The following is a 19,410-nucleotide window of genomic DNA, read 5'->3' on the forward strand; positions in this document are numbered from 1 at the left end:
CAGGCTATTGATATTTTATATTTTTAAAAAATTTTCGATAATCTGCTGTCCTACATTTCCGCTGATTTCGCAGTGAAACTGGGCAGCGTAAAAATTATCCTTTTGCAGCATCGCGCTGAAAGGAGTTACATAATCACAACTGGCCACGGTATATTCACAAACCGGTGCCGCGTAACTATGTACGAAATAAACATAAGCATCATCGGTTAACCCTTTGGTTAGCTCTCCTTTGTATCCGGAGATGTTGTTCCATCCCATGTGCGGTACTTTAAAGCCAGGCGTCGCAGGAAAACGTTTTACATCGACATCAAAAATACCCATACATTTGGTATCGTTTTCCTCGGAATATTTACACATCAGCTGCATCCCGATACAGGTACCAAAAACCGGTTGTTTTAACGAAGGGATCACAAGATCCAGTCCTGTTTTTTTCAAATAGGACATTGCCGTACTTGCTTCTCCGACACCCGGAAAAATAACTTTATCGGCAGACCTTATTTCTTCCTCATCATCTGTGTACAAATAACTTGTTCCGATCCGTTCCAGGGCATACATTACCGACTGGACATTTCCTGCGTTGTATTTGATAATTACGGTTTTCATTAAAATAGGATGTGACGGTCCGGGATTGCGATAAATAAAAAAGCCCGATTCTTTAAAAATCGGGCTTCTGGGATACTATGTATTCAACCTTATTACAACACTACTTGCAAAAACATGTCATCCAAGACGTCCGAAAGCCAAAAGACTATGATGAAATTGATGATATGTTTTAGCTGTTATCATGCAGCAAATGTAAATAATTTTTACTTTAGATGAAAACGGAACAATTAAATATTATATTAAAATTTCGTTAGAATAAGTTCAAACAAAGCTAGCTTACCTCGTATTTAAGCCATGTCAGAAATTCACAGAGATTTGACTTCGCAATTATTCTATTCGTAAATTGCACGGCTAACCACACGGCAGACCTGGTTATGTCCGGGGTCGATAATGTTTAAAACCCATGAGATCATTCATTTCAAAACTTCTTTTTTCTTTTTTAATCTTGACAACCTCACTGGCCATGGCGCAGTCTGCAGATCAGGCACGGCGCTTATTTGACGCACACAAAAACTATAAAGAAACGACATTGACACAACGCCGTTTCAAACAAAAAGACATTCTTCCGCTTATTGAAAAAAGGAAAGCTGATCCTTTGTATGAAGTCCAAAGCGTTGGAACCTCTTTCGAAGGCAGAAACATACAAATGCTTAAAATAGGTACCGGAAAAAAGAAGGTGCTGCTATGGACCCAAATGCATGGTGACGAACCCACGGCTACCATGGCCAGCTTTGATATCTTTAATTTCTTTGAAGGAAAAAACGACGGCTTTGACGATTTCAGAAAAAAAATCCTGGAAAACACGACCTTATATTTTGTCCCGATGCTCAACCCGGACGGAGCAGAAAAATATCAGCGACGTACCATGCAGGGAATTGACATGAACCGTGACGCAGCTGCCAGGCAGACACCGGAAGCAGTTATTTTAAAAGGTCTTGTAGACAAACTGGCACCGGATTATGGCTTCAATCTTCACGACCAGAGTCCACGATATTCTGCCGGGCGCAGTCCCAGGGTTGCCACGATTTCCTTTTTGGCTACCTCTTACGATTATGAACTTTCAATCAACAAGGTGCGGGAACGCTCTATGCAGCTGATTGTTGGGATGAATAAGATATTGCAGGATTACATTCCGGGCCAGGTTGCCCGTTACAGCGACGACCACGAACCACGGGGATTTGGTGATAATGTTCAAAAATGGGGAACCACACTGGTACTGATCGAATCGGGCGGCTATGTGGGCGATCCTGAAAAACAATACATCCGCCAGCTGAACTTCATGGCTATCCTTTCGGCATTGGGCTCAATTTCAGATAATTCGCTAACAAAGGAAAACCGGGAAGATTATTACAAAATACCTGAAAACGGCCGCTGGTTATATGACCTCGTAGTCCGCAACGCAACCGTGAAGCAGTCAGGCAAAACGTTTACGACGGATTTAGGCATCAACCGGAATGAGGTAAGTTATTCCAACGCGACTAAGTTTTTCTATTATAGCAAAATAGAAGACTTCGGAGATTTGCACCCGCAATACGGAAGTGAAGAACTTGATGCAGCCGGACTCACTGTTGAAAAGGGCAAGGTTTATCCAACCGTTTACAAAAATGTAAGTGAGGTCAGCAAACTCAACGCGCTGAATTTGTTAAAAGAAGGATATACTTATGTTCGCCTCGCCCCGGACAGTAATACCCGAACACTCGGACTTTATTTTACGACATCACCCCTGCACATTTTACGCGGCGGACAGCCTGCACCTTCCGGCGTTCCCGGACTGGGTAACACCGCTACGTTCATACTTAAAAAGGGAAGCAAAGTGAAGTATGCCGTGATCAACGGTTTTGTTTACGATCTGGACAATTTTAAAGGTAATACGGGAAATGGTATTATAGAGTAAAGCGTAAAGCTCATAATACGAGCTTTACGATCACTCAGGCTATTATCAGCTTCTCTATTATTTTACCAAAAATCATAAAATATTGATTTTCAGCCCAAATCAGTATTTTTAAATAACCAAGCCATAACATACGGTTAACATTGGGGTAATATTGGAAGTCTACTTTTGTGTCGAAAATATGACACCTTAAAGTATGAAAACCAAATTATTTACCATCCTCCTGTTTTTCTTCACCGTATCTTTTGCATTTGCCGATCCAGGCACGATACGCGGCACAATTAAAGATGCCAAAACCAAAGATGCACTTATTGGCGCTACCGTTCTGATCGAAGGAACACAAATCGGCGCTGCAGCAGATGTTGACGGAAACTTCACCCTGCCAGGTGTACCTGCAGGAAGTTATAAAATCATCATTTCCTTCGTTTCCTACAAAACCAAAGAAATCCCTAATGTAAGAGTTGAATCCGGAAACACGACGGTAATTGACACCGAAATGGACGAAGAAGGAACGGCTTTACAGGAAGTGGTTGTAAGAAGCGCCCGGGTTACCAATACGGAAGTTGCGGTTATCAGTGAGATCAAGCAATTAAAGCCGATCGCAGTTGGTATTTCCGCTGCACAGATCCAGAAATCACAGGATCGTGACGCAGCTGCAGCCATGCGCCGTATTCCGGGTGTGAGCATTGTTGACAACCGGTTCGTGATGATCCGCGGTCTGGGCTCACGTTACAACGCGGTTTTGATCAATGATGTAATCACACCTTCATCAGAAGTGGATACACGTTCTTTTTCTTTCGACCTCGTTCCAAGTAATATCATTGACCGGATGATCGTCTATAAATCAGGGTCAGCCGAATCACCTGGTGATTTTGCCGGCGGAATTATTAAGATCTATACAAAAAAACGACCTGAACAAAATTTCATAGATGCAGCGGCGACCATTGGGTACAGAGGTAATACTACTTTCCAAAATGCACAGACACACGAGCGGGGCGGATTAAATTTCCTTGGACTTTGGAGTAAAGACCAAAGTTTATCAAGTGCTTTCCCTGCAAGATCGGCCGATTTCAATGTATTGAGCAATCAGGAAAGAGCATCTTTTGCAAGACTTTTTCCAAACAACTGGGCACTTAAAAATGTTAACATTGCTCCTGACCTTCGCCTGGCTTTGAATATAGGTAAGCGTTTCGAGATCGGAAATGTAGATGTGAGCAATATTACAAACATCAATTACTCTCTCACCAACCAACGCGCAGATGTAAACCTTTCCCTTTACCAAAATGGTTTGATCGCCAATGAGGTTTTTGAAAAATATACAGATGCAAGCTACCAGCGCCAGTCACGCATCGGCTTGCTTCATAACTGGACTTTCCGTTTCTCTCCTGTTTTCACAATGGAATGGAAAACCCTTTTAAACCAATTGGGAAATACAGAAACCGTTGTGCGTAACGGACAAAAAGTGATTGATGGTTACGATGCATTAAGCTATTCACAAAGATTTGAAAACAGAACTATTGTTACAACCCAGGTATCAGGTGATCATAAATTAGGTGAGCTTACAAAGCTGAACTGGATCACAGGTTATGGTTACACAGGTCGCTGGGAGCCAGACTGGAAAAGAATCCGCTTCCAGCGTATTACAGGAGCAACCGGAGCTGACGGCCAGCCTGCCCCATTTGCAGCAGTAACACCCAATGACCCGACCGCTAACGAAGTTGGACATTTCTTCTCAAAACTGGGTGAACGTGTTCTAACCCTTTCGGTAAACGGAGAGCATAGTTTTGGTAACCCAACAGACCGCGAACCAAACCGCATTCGTTTCGGACTTTACGGAGAAAGAAAAGACCGTGACTATGAAAATCATTTCTACGGTTACAACAACATTGGAAATGCAAGTGCTATTCTAACACAGGGTATCGGTTCTATTTTTACGCCTGAAAATGTAAACGGACAAACAGGCGGACTTACAATAAAGGACGGAACAAAAGACCTTGATTCTTACGAAGGGATTAACAATTACACAGCAGCTTATCTTAGTGGTGATGTTAATTTCGGAAGCAAAGCGATTCTTACCATAGGCTTCCGCGGTGAATACAACAATCAGCAACTACATTCATATATTGTGAATGAGAGGAAAGAGCTGGTTAACAATAAAATATTCATCCCGCTTCCTTCTCTGAACTTTACTTACAGAGTTTCGGAAAAGCAAAATTTAAGACTTGCTTTCTCTTCAACGCTGAACCGTCCTGAATTCCGCGAACTTGCTCCTTACGCATATTATGATTTTAACCTGCAGGCTGACATCCGCGGAAATACAACTTTAAAAACTGCGAAAATTCAGAACCTCGATGCTAAGTGGGAATTCTATCCGTCTGCAAATGAACTGATCTCGGTAACAGGATTTTACAAACATTTCAAAGATCCGATTGAGTCTTTCCTTCTGCCGGTTGGTGGTAATGGTCTTGCTTATACTTTCATCAACGCAGGTTCAGCAGAAAACTACGGAGTGGAAATGGAAGTTCGTAAAGGTTTCGTAAACGCAGTAAGCCCTTTCATTCAAAATCTGACTTTGGTAGGTAATGTTTCTTTCATCAAAAGCACAGTAAATCTGGGTGAATTTGTTCAGGGACCTGATTTGGGCGGAGAAATCCAGAATTATGACCTGACAGGCCTAACTGACAAAAAACGCCCGATGGCTAATCAGTCCCCTTACCTGATCAATGCCGGAGTTTACTATGCAGACCCGGCTACGGGATGGCAGTGGAACGTGCTGTACAATGTATTTGGACAAAGAATCTTCGCTGTTGGTAACCAAAACAACCCAACAGTTTACGAAACACCGAGAAACGTAATCGACCTGAACATCAGCAAAAGGATCAAACAAAACCTGGAAATCAGATTAGGTATCCAGGATATCCTGAACCAGCCGGTTCGTTTTGCACAGGACTTTAACCGCAACGGAAAAATCGATAAGGATATCACTTCCATGACCGCAAACGCCGATCAGGATATCCGCAAGTTCAAACGCGGCAGCTACTTCACTTTAACAGCGGCTTATACTTTCGGAAGAAGAACAGTTATTCCATAATTACACAATCAAGAAAATTACCAATCAAACAATTATCCCTTTTGCAAACCAATTTCAATTCGCTATGAATATTATTAAAAACCGGCTGTACTTTCTATTCCTTTTGGGAGGTATGTTTGCAGCCACAACTTCCTGCAAAAACGACGACACACCTACTCCTGTTGAGGAAGTACTGGCGGTGAAAACAATAGTTCCGGCATCAGGGCCGGTTGGCACCAAGGTGGTTATTACAGGTACAAAATTCGATGCAACTCCTGCCAATAACACGGTTTTATTTAATACAACGCCTGCAACAGTAACAGCTGCAACCACAACATCACTCGAAGTAACCGTTCCTGCCGGTGCTACAAGCGGCTTGGTTTCTGTTACCGTAGGGGGAAAAACAGTAAAAAGTGCTTCCAATTTTGATCTTGCCGCACGTGCAGTTGTTGAAAAACAAGGTAACATCACCGCAAGCGAAACCTGGACAAAAGATAAAATTTACTTGCTTAAAGGTTTTGTATATGTAACAACAGGCGCTACACTAACTATTGAACCGGGAACGGTTATCAAAGGTGGTGGAATTGCCCTTGACCCGGCCGGACTTGGAAAAGGCGGAACGTTGATCATCAATGCAGGTGCAAAAATCATGGCAGTTGGTACCGCCGCTGAACCTATCGTATTTACCTCAAACGCTGCTCCGGGAGCACGTAAATATGGTGACTGGGGTGGCTTGGTTATCATTGGGAAAGCGCCTCACAATCAATTGGGCAGCAAAGGACCGGAAGGTGGTATTTCAGGCCAATTAGGTACAGATAATATTGCTGATGACAACTCAGGTAAACTTCAGTATGTAAGAGTTGAATTCCCGGGTATCGCACTTACAGCAGGCAACGAAATCAATGGTATTACATTTTATGCAGTAGGTTCAGGTACAACAGTTGACCACGTACAGGTTTCTTACAGTGGTGACGATTCATACGAATGGTTTGGCGGAACAGTAAACGCTAAAAACCTGGTTGCTTTCCGTGGATTTGATGATGATTGGGATACTGACTGGGGTTTTGTTGGTAAAGTTCAGTATGCGCTTTCATTGCGTGACCCTGAGTATGCTGATCAGTCGGGATCAAACGGATTTGAATCTGATAACTTCGCAGGAACGGGTGAACCAGCTACGGCACCAAATAATGGATTTCCATTAACTGCTCCTGTTTTTGCTAACGTTAGTAATTTCGTTTTTCCGGGAACACCAAATACTAATCCGGGATCAGGATCAGGATTATACCAGTCAGCAATGCACTTACGTCGTAACACAGATATCAGCATTTACAACTCAGTTTTTTCAGGATATCCTGAAGGGCTTCGTTTGGATGGTGCAAATACATTGGCTCATGCTACAGCCGGAACTTTGGATTTGAAAGGAATTGTATTGGCTAACACTACTATTTCAGTTCGTGGAGACCGCGCGACAACAGGCGTTTCTGATGCACAGGCACTGGCTTATTTTAGTGCAGCGACTCGTAAAAACACAATTCTTACAGATGCTTCTACATTGCTTTTAAACGCTGATAACTTCAAACTTACAGCACCGAAATTCTTGCCACAGGCAACATCTCCTTTGTTGAAAGATGCTGTTTGGGAAGGAAAAGGTGCAGATGCATTTTTCACAAAAGAACTTTTCAGAGGTGCCTTCGGAACAACAGACTGGACAACAGGCTGGACAAACTTCGATCCTCAGAACACTCCGTACAACTAAGTAACAGGAGAAAAACCTTATAATTGGTGTCAGAATTTAAAAAGGCCGGGAGCAGATGCTTCCGGTTTTTTTTATTTTTTACGCTCTGTAAACAATGCAGAAATTCCCATCTTTCAAATTCAAAGTGGCGTTTGCTCCAGTCATAATTGGAGTGAAGCGGATAACAAGGCTAATTTTCGAAAGTTAACAATTTGATAACCCAATATAATATTTGATAAATTATATTTTCAATAACTTCAAGTACTCAACTTTTCCTAACACAGAACGATGACTCTGAAACATTTATTTATCAGTTTTTTAATCTTATGCCAGATGCTTAGTTGCAAATCAAAAGATTCATCCCCTTTGCTTAATGATAATTTTGAAGCTATTTATCAACAGTTTCACGGTAAGTATAAAATTGTCAGCTCAGTGAGCAGTGAACCGTTGGATATAAATCTGGACGGCTCATCTTCCTCGGATTTGCTTACTGAAATTGACGAACTCACAACCGGAACTTTAACAAGCCCCTATTTGCAAATTGCTATCAATCGTTCGTCAAAGGTGAATGTGAAGCCCTCATATTTATTTATACAGGCCTGGCCCGAACAATTTGTAAGAATGGGATCAGGTAAAGTGTGGGATGGAACTGAAATGATTCCATTTCATCCTGATTATAGCTTTGCCTATGATATGAAAGTAGTTTTCCGAGAATTTGAATTTTCAAAAGACAGAAAAAATCTTACTGTGAAAATAGATGATTCAGAAAAACCACTTTTTTCACAATCTGCCCCAAACACTGTTACAGTACTGAATGACGGTAAACTTGTAGTAGTAGCCAATCGTAAGATTTATACGAGTTTAGGAGTAAAGCAGGTTACTGTAACAACAACTACGAACGATTTACCAGGTTAATTTAGAATATTTTTATTGGTACCGATTGGGTGAAAATATTAACAACTTTAAAAATCAAGAAAAAAACCGGAAGCACATACTTTCGGTTTTTTTGCTTAAAACTGATAGTTTATCACTTTTCCGGATTTACATAAGTGCTGTTGCAATCCTGCTGCAAAACCGATAACTTCGGATCTCGATTTTTGTCCTGACAATTATTAGAATTCAAACTTTTATTTATTAATATTTTCTGAATGTCCGAATTTCAGGCTTACCTCCAGTTGGGTTTTGAACATATTACAGATTCCAAAGGATATGATCACATTTTGTTTATCATGGCACTTTGTACGGTTTACACCCTGATGGATTGGAAAAAGGTCACAATCCTGGTCACTGCTTTTACCATCGGTCACTCAGTTACACTCGCGTTATCAACCCTGGGATTGGTCAATATTGATCCTGCTGTTATTGAGCTTCTTATTCCTGTGACAATATTGATCACCGCCTCTCTTAATTTTTTTTACAAAGAAAAAAAAACGACTTACGCGAAACAAGGGACTACTTATACGGCCCGGTATCCGTTAGCTTTATTTTTTGGATTAATCCACGGTCTTGGCTTTTCTAACTATTTAAGAGCGTTGCTGGGAAAAGAAGCTGATATCATTAATCCCCTGCTGGGCTTCAACATCGGCCTGGAACTGGGACAGCTGGTTATTGTATTTATTGTTCTGACTATTGCCTTTGTACTGATTGAAATTTTACGAATCACAAAATTGACCTGGGTTCATATTCTGTCCGGAATTATAGCCGGAATGTCGTTATCGCTGATTATCAACAATGAGTTTTTACAAAACAGTTTATAATTTTGAGATCAGCGAAGAAAATTTTTCAAAAAAATCTCTGGACTCTCATGTTAACTCTGTCCACCTCTGTGTAACTAACAACTTCCTGACATCGTAACAAAAACAACCTGCTAATCAAATGAAAAAACTATTGCTTCCGTTGGTCATGCTGCTGATCCCGATGGCGACGATCGCCCAGCAAATGCCCGCCAACCCAAATTACAAGGCGAACGACCGCTTTGAGCAATTGGGGACTGTCTTACCGACGCCCAATTCGTTCAGGTCCGCTTCCGGAGCGCCTGGCCGTGAGTACTGGCAAATGCGCGCAGACTATGATATCAAGGCAGAACTTGATGATGAGAAAAGAAGAATCACTGGTTCTGAAACCATCACTTTTTTTAACAACTCTCCGGACGAACTGAAATACGTCTGGATGCAGCTGGATCAAAACCTTTTCAAAAAAGACGGAATTGGCGCAACTTCCCGTACCGGAACGCTGAACGAAAAAGGCATGAGCATTGCCCAGCTTCAATCCATGAACAACGGAAGAGGTTCTTCCCTGGATCCAAAGACGGAATATGGTTATGAAATTGGCGCCGTAAAAGACAAAGCTGGTAAAGCATTGCCTTACAAGATCGTCAATACCATGATGCGGATCGATCTTCCGGTTGGACTAAAGCCCGGAGCTAATGTTGTTTTCTCAGTAGACTGGGGTTACAATATCACTGAATATTATGGCCGCAGCGGTTATGAGTTTTTTGCCAAAGACGGCAATACCAATTATTTCATCGCACACTGGTTCCCACGCCTTGCACCTTATGATGATGTAAACGGCTGGAACCATAAACAATTTCTGGGACAGGGTGAATTTGCGCTGATCTTCGGAAATTACAAAGTGGCGATTACCGTTCCTTCGGATCACGTAGTGGTAGCGAGCGGCGAATGCCAGAATTACGCACAGGTTTTAACGGCTTCGCAAAAACAGCGTCTTAAACAAGCTGAAACTTCCAAAACGCCCGTGATGATCGTTACCCAGGCAGAGGCAGAAAAAGCAGAAAAACGCGAAAACAAAAAGCCTGGCAAAAAAACATGGATCTACAAAGCTGATAACGTTCGTGACTTTGCTTTTGCAAGCAGCCGGAAGTTTATCTGGGATGCGATGTTAAGTGATGTTTATAAAAACGGTAAAAAGATCTGGTGTATGTCGGTTTATCCTAAGGAAGGCAATCCGCTTTGGGAGCAATATTCAACCCGCACTATTGAACATACGTTGAAGTCTTACGGTAACCGCACTTTTGAATATCCTTATCCGGTTGCGATCTCCTGTCACTCTACTTCCGGCGGCGGAATGGAATATCCGATGATCAGCTTTAACGGCGGTCGCCCGGAAGAAGATGGAACTTACAGTGAAGCAACCAAATATGGTATGATCGGTGTAATCATCCATGAAGTGGGCCACAACTTTTTCCCGATGATCGTCAATTCCGACGAGCGCCAGTGGGCATGGATGGATGAAGGCATCAACACTTTCTGCCAGTATCTTGCTGAAAAAGAATGGGATTATAACTTCCCTACCCGCCGCGGCGAACCTAGCCAGATCACGGACTATATGTCATCCGACAAATCGGTTCTTTCTCCGATCATGAGTTCGGCTGAAAACGTAATAGGTCTTGGGCCAAATGCTTATGCAAAACCAGCTACCGCCCTGAATATTCTGCGTGAAACGGTAATGGGCCGCGAATTGTTTGATCATGCCTTTAAAGAATATGCCACACGCTGGAGATTCAAAAACCCAACTCCTTCCGATTTTTTCAGAACAATGGAAGATGCCTCCGGCATTGACCTTGATTGGTTCTGGAAAGGCTGGTTCTATGGGGTTGAGCCCGTTGACCAGGATCTGGTGAGTGTAGACTGGTTTAGTATCGATACACAAAACCCTGAAATCGAAAAGGAGCTTGCACGTAAGGAAGCTGCCAGAAAAGCGAGTACAATCAGCAAAGAGCGTGATCTTGCGAACAAATCCAATACCGTCGTTGCTCAGGATTCGACCATGGCCGATTTCTACAACCGTTATGATCCTTTTAAAGTTACAGCAGCCGATCGCCAGAAATACGAGCAATATCTTGCCGGACTTTCTCAGAGCGAACGTGATCTGATTCAGAACAACACCAACTTTTATACACTTTCTGTTAAAAATAAAGGTGGGCTCGTAATGCCGGTTATTGTTAAAATGGACTTTGAAGACGGTACAGATTCGACGGTTACATTCCCGGCTGAAATCTGGCGGTTCAACGACGGGCAGATTAACAAAATAATCTCAACCTCGAAAAAGGTGTCACAATGGACGCTTGATCCTTATTTCCAGATCGCGGATATTGATGCAGCAAATAACTCATTCCCAAGAGTTGCCAAACCAACACGTTTCCAAATTTATAAACAGCAGCAGATGCGCCGTCCGCCAAACCCAATGCAGGCAGAAGGTGCAGGAAAAATTGGCACAACGCCCAAGAATTAGGATTTCAATATAAAACCAGAAAACCTTCCGGATTCAATTCGGAAGGCTTTTTTATGCAATTTCAAAAGTAATTTTATGTAACTTCAAAATAGAAGTTATGTAATTTCAAAGTTTGATAATTACAAATGAATTTTTAGTCAGTTTAGGCTGCACTAATCTATTCAGAGTAAAACTTTACCAAAATTATGAACATCGTTATTCTCGACAACTTTACTTTAAATCCAGGCGACCTGGATGATTCTCCTCTGCAGGCTTTGGGAAATGTTACCATTTACGACCGGACTTCAAAAGAACAAATTGTTGACCGTGCTGCAAATGCGGAAATTCTTATTGTAAACAAAGTTGTGCTCAACGAAGAAACTCTGGATCGGTTGCCTGCTTTAAAATATATCGGCGTGGTGGCCACGGGATATAACAATATCGATATTGAAGCCGCTAAAAAGCACAATGTCATCGTCACAAATGTAAAAGCTTATGGTCCGGCCTCTGTGGCCCAGCATACTTTTGCTTTGCTGTTGGCTTTAATGAATCGCATTGAAACACACAGTCAAAGCGTTTTTGCGGGTGAATGGGCAGCATCAAAAGACTTTGCTTATACCAAAAGTCCGCTTACAGAACTGGCAGGAAAAACGATGGGATTAATCGGACTGGGAGACATCGGATCGCAGGTTGCGAACATAGCATCTGCTTTTGGAATGAAAGTAATTGCTTACCGCAAAAATCCTAACAGGACGCAGAACAACGACATTACAATGGTTACACTGGAAGCCATTTTTAAAAACAGCGATATCGTCAGCCTGCATTGTCCGCTGAATGATGAAACCCGAGAAATCATCAATGCTTCTACGCTTTCACAAATGAAGAAAACTGCCGTTTTGCTAAACACAGGAAGAGGGCCGTTGATTAATGAAACAGATCTTGCCGAAGCACTTAAAACCGAAACGATTGGCGGAGCAGGACTGGATGTACTTTCTACCGAACCACCTGCTGCAAGCAACCCGTTGTTATCCGCACCAAATTGTGTGATTACGCCACACATTGCCTGGGCATCCTTCGAAGCAAGAACACGTCTGCTACAAATGGCAACGGATAATTTAAAAGCATTTATCGACGGCAAGCCTTTGAATGTTGTTTCCTGACCTGTTAATTAAAAACATTTTCCGCATATGCTTTCAAAATTGCATCGATCATCTCATTGTAACCTTCAAGTGAAACCGGTTTAGGCTGCACGGTTAAAGCGCCAAGAAGCCTGCAATCATCAATCAGTTTTTGATCTGTGTAGGTGGAGTAGATAACAATAGCGATTTCGCTGTAACGCGGATTCGCTTTTAATTCACAAAGCGTTTCCTTTCCGCTCAGCTTCGGCATATTCTGATCCAGGATAATAACGTGAGGAAAATCAGAATCAGCTTCCACCGAATTAAGGTATTCCAAAACCTCGACACCATCCGTTACACTTGGGAAAAAGGCAACATCAGTCCGGTGTTTCAAAAAATCCTGAAAAAACCAGCGGTCATCGGTGTCGTCGTCTGCTAACAATATCTTCATCAGAAAATAACAGATTGCTATATGTTTTTGTTGTGCCTTACCGGCAGGGTGATCGTAAATTCCGCCCCCTCTCCCTCCTTACTAACAGCGGCTATTTTGCCATAATGTTTGTCTATAATCTTCTTCGTAATGGCCAGCCCGATTCCTGATCCTTCATACTTATCCTTGGTATTCAGTCTCTGAAACAGCGAAAAAATCTTTTCAACATACAGATCATCAAAACCAATTCCATTATCGGTTACTGTAATGGTACATTGCTCCTTATTACCGGATTCTGTGTGTTCATCAAAAACTATCTTAGGTTCAATTTTGATAACAGGCGGCTCATCCGGTTTGGCAAATTTTAAAGCATTGCTGATTAAATTCTGGAAAACCTGTCTGATCTGACCGCGGTTTACTTCAATAGTAGGTAAGTTTCCCACTGTGACCAATGCTTTCTTTTCTGCAATAACGATCTCATAATCTTCCAGAACTTCTGAAACGACTTCTCTCAGATCGGTTTTCACGAAATTATCGTTGTTGGCTGCAAGCCGGGAATAACTGAGGATATCAAAAATCATCGTCTTCATCCGATTGGACGAAGCAATGATTTTATCCAGAAACAGCGGCCCGTCTCCGCTCAGTTCCAAAGCATGTTTATCACGCAGCAAGGTAGCGAAGATCAGTATTTTACGTAAAGGTTCCTGAAGATCGTGTGAGGCAACGGAAGCAAACTGCTGCAAATCGTGATTGCTTTTTTCAAGTTCTACATTCGTTTCCGCAAGCTTTTGATTGTTCAGGATCAACAGTTTTTCGATGTCCTTCTGAAATGTAAGATCAGTAAGAATGACACTCATAGAAAAACCCTCATCCAGATCCAGCGTTGTTACTGAAAGCTGAAAAGGAATTTGTCTTTCTTCACCAATGATAAAAACTTCTGCTTTGCCATCTGCAATCCACCCATCCTCGAAAATACTGTTATAAATTTCGAGATATTCTTTTGCAATAAAAGACCGGAACGACAGCCCAATCACCTTGTATAATGGAAGTCCAACGGTGGAGGCAAATTTACTGTTGCAATATAAAATGACGCCATCCCTGTTTAAGGTAACGGCTCCTTCGTTCATTTTTTCAATAAAAACCCTGTAAGTCTGATCGGCCGTTTTTAGCGTATACAGCTGATGCCCGTCTGCTCCGTTTACCACCAGGGCATCCACCTGGCCGGTACGGATTGCAGTAATCGTCTCGGTCGCCTCTTCCAGCTGATCGTGAAGAATCCTGTTTTCTTCGAGAAGTTGTTCGTATGTTTTTCCCTCTTTCATTAAAAATCAAATTGAAAGTCCTAATCCTTTGAGAACCTTGCGGGTGTCGGACATGTCTCCAACCATTCTTCGTTCGGGTAAGGGAAAACTTTTAATCAGAAGCGGCAGCGCAATAATATTCTCCCGTTCTGCCAAAGACTTTTGCTGGTAAACGTCAATAATTTCAAGAACATAGTTACCATCCAGATATATCTCACATATTTCTTTCAGGTTATTTACAGCCCTGAGAGAATTAATAGACGCTCCGGCAACAAACAGACGCAACGCGTACGGACGGTTTTCATCGTTCTGTTCATCACCCTGCTGTATATCTAAATGTTGACTCATTCGTTATTTTTTTGCGGGACGAATGTTCAGTCCAACCAGTACTTTTTCTTCGTTTGACAAATCGCCGATAATCTTTCTGATCGGTTCAGGCACCTTTTTTACAAGCGTTGGGATGGCAAGAATCTGATCCCCTTCGGCAAGCTGTGGCTCTACCAACAAATCAATTACTTCAATTACATATTTATCTTTTAAATGCTCCTCGCAATACCTTTTTAAATTCGAGAGAGCCGCTACCGACTTTGCGGTTTTGCCGGCTACATATAATCTGAGTTCCCAGATATCTTCAGTTACTTCCATTCTGCTAAGCTATATTAATTCATTTCGGACAGGTTTACTCCTTGCCATCTCTTTTCTGTGTAAGTTCCGTTCGGTTCTTTTCCAATACAGATTTTCTTAACTCATCTTCCACATAACTCCGGTTAAGATCTTCCTGGAATGATTCGAATTCTTCTTTCAGGCTTCCGATTTTAGCCTCCAGAACCATTCGTTTTCTTTCAATTTCCCTATCCTTCATCGAAACGGCATGATCCTTAATCACAACACCTGTTTTTTCCTGAAGCTGTTGTGCTTCCCGCGCCGAACCTGTCAGCACACCATCCGGACCAAGATAAACATCCACCATATCCAGGCCGTTATCTGAGATCACAAATTCTCTGATCTGGTTTGAATGTTTCATTCCCCTTGATTTCATCACATAAAGACCGCGGTTTCTTTCTCCGTTAAATTCAATATCCCGTACCAAAAGCCAGGCATCAACCAGTGATGAAATACTTTCATCCGTTTGGCCGGTTACATTGTCATTCAATGTAAGTGCTGTGAACATAACAGTGATCTGTTCCGCCTGAAGAAAATCTATTAATCTGATTAGCAGACTTTTAACCTCACTAACCGACCCTACAGTGATTAGATTGGTTATAGGATCAAGAATGACAGCGTTCGGTTTAATCTGCTTCACCATTTTATGAATAGCGACCAGATGCATTTCCAATCCGTTAAGTGTAGGCCGGGATGCATGAAATTTCAAATGCCCGTCATCCACATGTTTTTGCAGATCAATATTAATCGAGCTCATGTTACGGACAATCTGCTTTGGCGATTCTTCAAAAGCGAAGTAAATGCAGCGACCACCTTTCCGGCATACTTCATTTGCAAAACATCCTGCAATACTTGTTTTACCAGTTCCTGCTGTTCCGGAAACTAATATACTGCTTCCCTTAAAAAATCCTTTTCCACTCAGCATTTTATCAAGCCCTGAAATTCCGGAAGAAACTCTTTCCGAAGAAACGTCGTGGTGAAGCGTGAGGGAAGTTACCGGTAATACAGAAATACCATCCTCATCGATCAGAAAAGGATATTCATTTGTACCATGTACCGAGCCCCGGTATTTTACAATACGAAGCAGACGGGTTGAAATTTTATTACTCACGCGGTGATCAAGCAGGATCACACAATCGGAAACATATTCTTCCAGACCATGCCTGGTTAAAGTACCATCGCCTTTTTCGCCGGTAATAATTGTCGTTACTTTTTTACTTTTAAGCCAGCCGAAAAGCCTGCGAAGTTCCGCCCGAATAATTCCCTGATTATTGAGGCCTGAAAAAAGATTTTCTATTGTATCCAGAACAACTCTTTTTGCTCCGATACTGTCAATGGCATGGCCCAGCCTGATAAACAGACCATCCAGATCATATTCTCCCGTTTCTTCTATTTCGCTTCGTTCAATATGTACATGATCCAGCTTTATTAATTTATCATTTTGAAGCTTCTCAAGGTCGTAACCTAACGAAGCAACATTCATGGCAAGCTCTTCCGCTTTTTCCTCAAAAGCCATGAAGACACCCGGTTCATTGTATTTTAATGCACCATGAACAATAAATTCTATTGAAAAAAGAGTCTTACCAGACCCCGCTGCCCCACAGATGAGCGTTGGTCTGTCTTTGGGAAGGCCGCCTTCTGTAATCTCATCTAATCCCGTAATACCTGTATGTGATTTTGGAAGAGATCTGGCTGTTAAATTTGTATTTCCTGAGGGTTCTAAGCTCATTTAAATTCGGTAGTTTTTCAAATATTAAAAAAATCAAATCCTCATTAACGGAGTCAGATAGTAAAAAATCATGCCAGCATTTAAACCAAAACTAACTGTAACCTATATACCCGACCTCATTATATGCATTTTAAAAGACAAGAATCTAACTTTCATCCAGCGAAATGTGTATCTGAGATATGCTGAAAACAGGCTTTGACAGATGGATTCAGATTGCATTATTTTTTGACGCTTCCCTGTCGAGAATGTAAATGAGCTTGGACGCATCGCTTACCACTTTGACTACCAAACCCTTTTTGTTGATAACGATATGTGTCGGGTATTGTCTGACATTCAATTCTTCATTCAGATATTTTTCCTGGTCAGCGACTACCGGGTAGTCAAATTTTACCCTGCTTAGAAATTTTTCCAGTTTTTCTTTTGAATCAAGCGCAAGACTCAGAAAAACAACATCATCCCGGTTTTTATATCGTGCCACCAGCTTATTAAGTTCAGGCATTTCTTCTACACAGGGCTGACAACCAACAAACCAGAATTTCAGTACTACGATTTTACCCTTAAGCGTTTCAGAGTTATAAGCCTTTCCATTTATATCTGTATAATTAAAGCCCGACAGTGGCTTTCCTTCCCGCTTGTAGTGGGTAAATTGGGTATAAGCCCAATCTTTCAAAACCATTTTTACCTCATCATTAACCGACGGAGCCAACCGATAAAGCTGGTAGTAAACTGATGAATCCCTTGCTATTCTTTTTAAGGGAAGAAAATCACCGGATGAAAGTTTTTCCATAAATTTCCCTGTCTCCATTGTTTTCCCCGCCGTGTCCAGAGCCACATACTCTCTATATAGTTTCACGTGCCGGGAAGTGTAATTCCAATAGCTGTTAAAGCTCCCTAAAATAACCTCAGGCTTTTCAACTGGCTTTCCATAAAGGTTTTTATCTCCTGATTTACCACAACTCAGAATGTAACATGTCATGGACATTATTAAAGTGATAGCAGGTAGCCTCTTCATTACCGATATTTTCATAGTTTACGCTTTAAGTTGTTAAATAAATTACGGTAGGTTGCCCAAAGTTTAAACATAACGAATTAAAGCTTAATTGTTAATTTTTAAATACATAACCTCAAAACAACGTTCTGAACGCATGCTATCATGACAAATTAATCACATTTGTGTAAAGACGCTCCCTTCGGACGCTTATTAATCTTCCACCATTGGGAGTATAAACGCCCCCTTGTTTCGCTTTTTTCTCTGTTGAATAAGGCTTTTACCCTGTTGACCTAAATCCTAAAGAATTTTTTTAAAATTGAGATGCATGAGAAATACTAAGTTACTGACTCTTCTTGGTTACATTTTATTAGTTTTTATTACGCTTCCCCAGAAATTTGCTGCTGCCCAAAACAAAACTCAAACCGTTACTGAAACACCAGGCGGCACGTTTGATCTAAAAAATGGCGACCGGGTAGTTTTCCTTGGAAGTTCGGTTTTTGAAGATGATTTCCAGTACGGCTATCTTGAGCTTGCGCTGACAACCCGCTTTCCGGACCGTAACGTCACTTTCCGAAACCTCGGATGGTCCGGCGATAATGTCTGGGGAGATGCAAGAAGCACTTTTACCAACCCGCCAACTGCTTACCAGCACTTGATGAGAAACATAGCAGAAGCACAGCCAACGATCGTTTTTCTTGCCTATGGCGGCGTGGAAGCGCAGGAAGGCCAGGCAGGACTTGCCCGTTTTCAGGATGGTTTAAATAGCCTGCTTAACAAAATTGATGAACTGGGATCCAGAGTTGTATTACTTTCACCTGTTCCTGTTTTGTCGGGCGATTCATCAGCAAATATTGCCAAACGTAATGCCGACTTAAAACTTTATTCGTCTGCCATCGCCAAAATAGCTTCCGAACGAAAGAAACGTTTTATCGATGTTTTCACTCCGATTCAGGAAGCAGGAAAAAGAGTAAAAGTTACCGAAGACGGCGTCCATCTGAACGATACCGGGTATTACTATCTGGCAGGAGCACTGGAAAAAGGACTGGGACTTTCTCAGGAAAACAAACCTGCAGAGATAACGGTTAGCAAAAGCGCTGCCGATGGAAGTCCGTCAGTCAAAATTCTGGATTCAGGTAAAGATTTTAATAATCTGAAATTTACGGTTGAAGAAAGTTATCTGTCTCTACCGATACCTTCCGCCATCACGGATCAGACAAAAAAGGTTAAAATTTCGGGTTTGAAAAAGGGAATTTATACCCTGACAGCCGATAACGAAGAGGTGGTAACTGCTTCAGCAAAAAAATGGGCTGAGGGCGTCGAAATAAAACAAGGCCCTTCGTTTGTTCAGACAAAAGCATTGCAGCAAATGATCCTGCAAAAAAACGACCTTCACTTTTTTCAGTACCGGCCAATGAACGAAACGTACATTATCGGGTTTCGCGCTTACGAACAGGGAAAGCATACCAAGGACCTGGCCGACCAAAGCATTCTTATCAAATGGATTGAGAGCCAGATAGCCCTGAACCGCAAGCCGAAAGAGCATATCTATAAACTTGTAGCTGTTGGCAATTAGTTTAAAGCAGCATTTCCCCGATTGAAGAATCAAATTATCATAACATTAAAAAAGCCGACAGCCGTTAGCTGAAAGC

General features: G+C 41.8%; 15 protein-coding genes. 8 read left to right on the forward strand and 7 right to left on the reverse strand.

Annotated features, from left to right (window positions below):
• Positions 1-15: 15 nt before the first annotated feature.
• Positions 16-603 carry an imidazole glycerol phosphate synthase subunit HisH gene (hisH, locus tag E0F88_RS23865; protein WP_131960795.1) on the reverse strand — a complete coding sequence of 196 codons (588 nt, stop codon included), beginning with the start codon at positions 601-603 and terminating at the stop codon, positions 16-18.
• 403 nt (positions 604-1,006) lie between these two features.
• On the opposite strand from hisH, the gene E0F88_RS23870 reads away from it, so the two are divergent.
• The 7 genes from E0F88_RS23870 (at position 1,007) to E0F88_RS23900 (ending at position 12,689) form a co-directional block, all read left to right on the forward strand.
• Complete coding sequence (locus E0F88_RS23870) at positions 1,007-2,497, forward strand: M14 family zinc carboxypeptidase (protein WP_131960796.1); 1,491 nt, start codon at positions 1,007-1,009, stop codon at positions 2,495-2,497.
• Between the two features lie 193 nt (positions 2,498-2,690).
• Entirely contained in the window at positions 2,691-5,585 is a 2,895-nt protein-coding gene (locus E0F88_RS23875) for a TonB-dependent receptor (RefSeq protein ID WP_131960797.1), read from the forward strand.
• A gap of 64 nt (positions 5,586-5,649) precedes the next feature.
• A complete protein-coding gene (locus E0F88_RS23880) occupies positions 5,650-7,320 on the forward strand; it encodes an IPT/TIG domain-containing protein (RefSeq protein ID WP_131960798.1) in 1,671 nt (556 codons plus the stop codon).
• Positions 7,321-7,632: 312 nt separating this feature from the next.
• Positions 7,633-8,214 carry a hypothetical protein gene (locus E0F88_RS23885; protein WP_131960799.1) on the forward strand — a complete coding sequence of 194 codons (582 nt, stop codon included), beginning with the start codon at positions 7,633-7,635 and terminating at the stop codon, positions 8,212-8,214.
• A 233-nt stretch (positions 8,215-8,447) separates the two neighbouring features.
• Positions 8,448-9,056 carry a HupE/UreJ family protein gene (locus tag E0F88_RS23890; RefSeq protein ID WP_131960800.1) on the forward strand — a complete coding sequence of 203 codons (609 nt, stop codon included), beginning with the start codon at positions 8,448-8,450 and terminating at the stop codon, positions 9,054-9,056.
• Positions 9,057-9,174: 118 nt separating this feature from the next.
• Complete coding sequence (locus tag E0F88_RS23895; protein WP_131960801.1) at positions 9,175-11,550, forward strand: M1 family metallopeptidase; 2,376 nt, start codon at positions 9,175-9,177, stop codon at positions 11,548-11,550.
• Positions 11,551-11,735: 185 nt separating this feature from the next.
• Positions 11,736-12,689: a D-2-hydroxyacid dehydrogenase gene (locus tag E0F88_RS23900; RefSeq protein ID WP_131960802.1), complete on the forward strand. Its 954-nt coding sequence runs from the start codon at positions 11,736-11,738 to the stop codon at positions 12,687-12,689.
• A gap of 4 nt (positions 12,690-12,693) precedes the next feature.
• Here E0F88_RS23900 and E0F88_RS23905 read toward each other — a convergent pair whose 3' ends face one another.
• The 6 genes from E0F88_RS23905 to E0F88_RS23930 all read right to left on the reverse strand — a co-directional run bounded on the left by E0F88_RS23905 (position 12,694) and on the right by E0F88_RS23930 (position 17,752).
• Entirely contained in the window at positions 12,694-13,098 is a 405-nt protein-coding gene (locus tag E0F88_RS23905) for a response regulator (protein WP_131960803.1), read from the reverse strand.
• A gap of 17 nt (positions 13,099-13,115) precedes the next feature.
• Positions 13,116-14,399: a sensor histidine kinase gene (locus tag E0F88_RS23910; RefSeq protein ID WP_131960804.1), complete on the reverse strand. Its 1,284-nt coding sequence runs from the start codon at positions 14,397-14,399 to the stop codon at positions 13,116-13,118.
• 6 nt (positions 14,400-14,405) lie between these two features.
• Positions 14,406-14,726, reverse strand: a complete 321-nt coding sequence (locus tag E0F88_RS23915; protein ID WP_131960805.1) for a circadian clock KaiB family protein — start codon at positions 14,724-14,726, stop codon at positions 14,406-14,408.
• Between the two features lie 3 nt (positions 14,727-14,729).
• A complete protein-coding gene (locus E0F88_RS23920) occupies positions 14,730-15,023 on the reverse strand; it encodes a circadian clock KaiB family protein (RefSeq protein WP_131960806.1) in 294 nt (97 codons plus the stop codon).
• Positions 15,024-15,057: 34 nt separating this feature from the next.
• Positions 15,058-16,770 carry a circadian clock protein KaiC gene (kaiC, locus tag E0F88_RS23925; RefSeq protein ID WP_131960807.1) on the reverse strand — a complete coding sequence of 571 codons (1,713 nt, stop codon included), beginning with the start codon at positions 16,768-16,770 and terminating at the stop codon, positions 15,058-15,060.
• Positions 16,771-16,978: 208 nt separating this feature from the next.
• Complete coding sequence (locus E0F88_RS23930) at positions 16,979-17,752, reverse strand: TlpA family protein disulfide reductase (RefSeq protein ID WP_165940137.1); 774 nt, start codon at positions 17,750-17,752, stop codon at positions 16,979-16,981.
• Between the two features lie 334 nt (positions 17,753-18,086).
• Between E0F88_RS23930 and E0F88_RS23935 the strand changes: the two genes are divergently transcribed.
• The gene (locus E0F88_RS23935) at positions 18,087-19,334 is read left to right on the forward strand and encodes an SGNH/GDSL hydrolase family protein (protein WP_131960809.1); all 1,248 of its coding nucleotides are present in this window, start codon (positions 18,087-18,089) and stop codon (positions 19,332-19,334) included.
• Positions 19,335-19,410: the final 76 nt, after the last annotated feature.

The sequence above is a fragment of the Dyadobacter psychrotolerans genome (assembly GCF_004349265.1).
In the GTDB taxonomy this organism is placed as follows: Bacteria; Bacteroidota; Bacteroidia; order Cytophagales; family Spirosomataceae; genus Dyadobacter; species Dyadobacter psychrotolerans.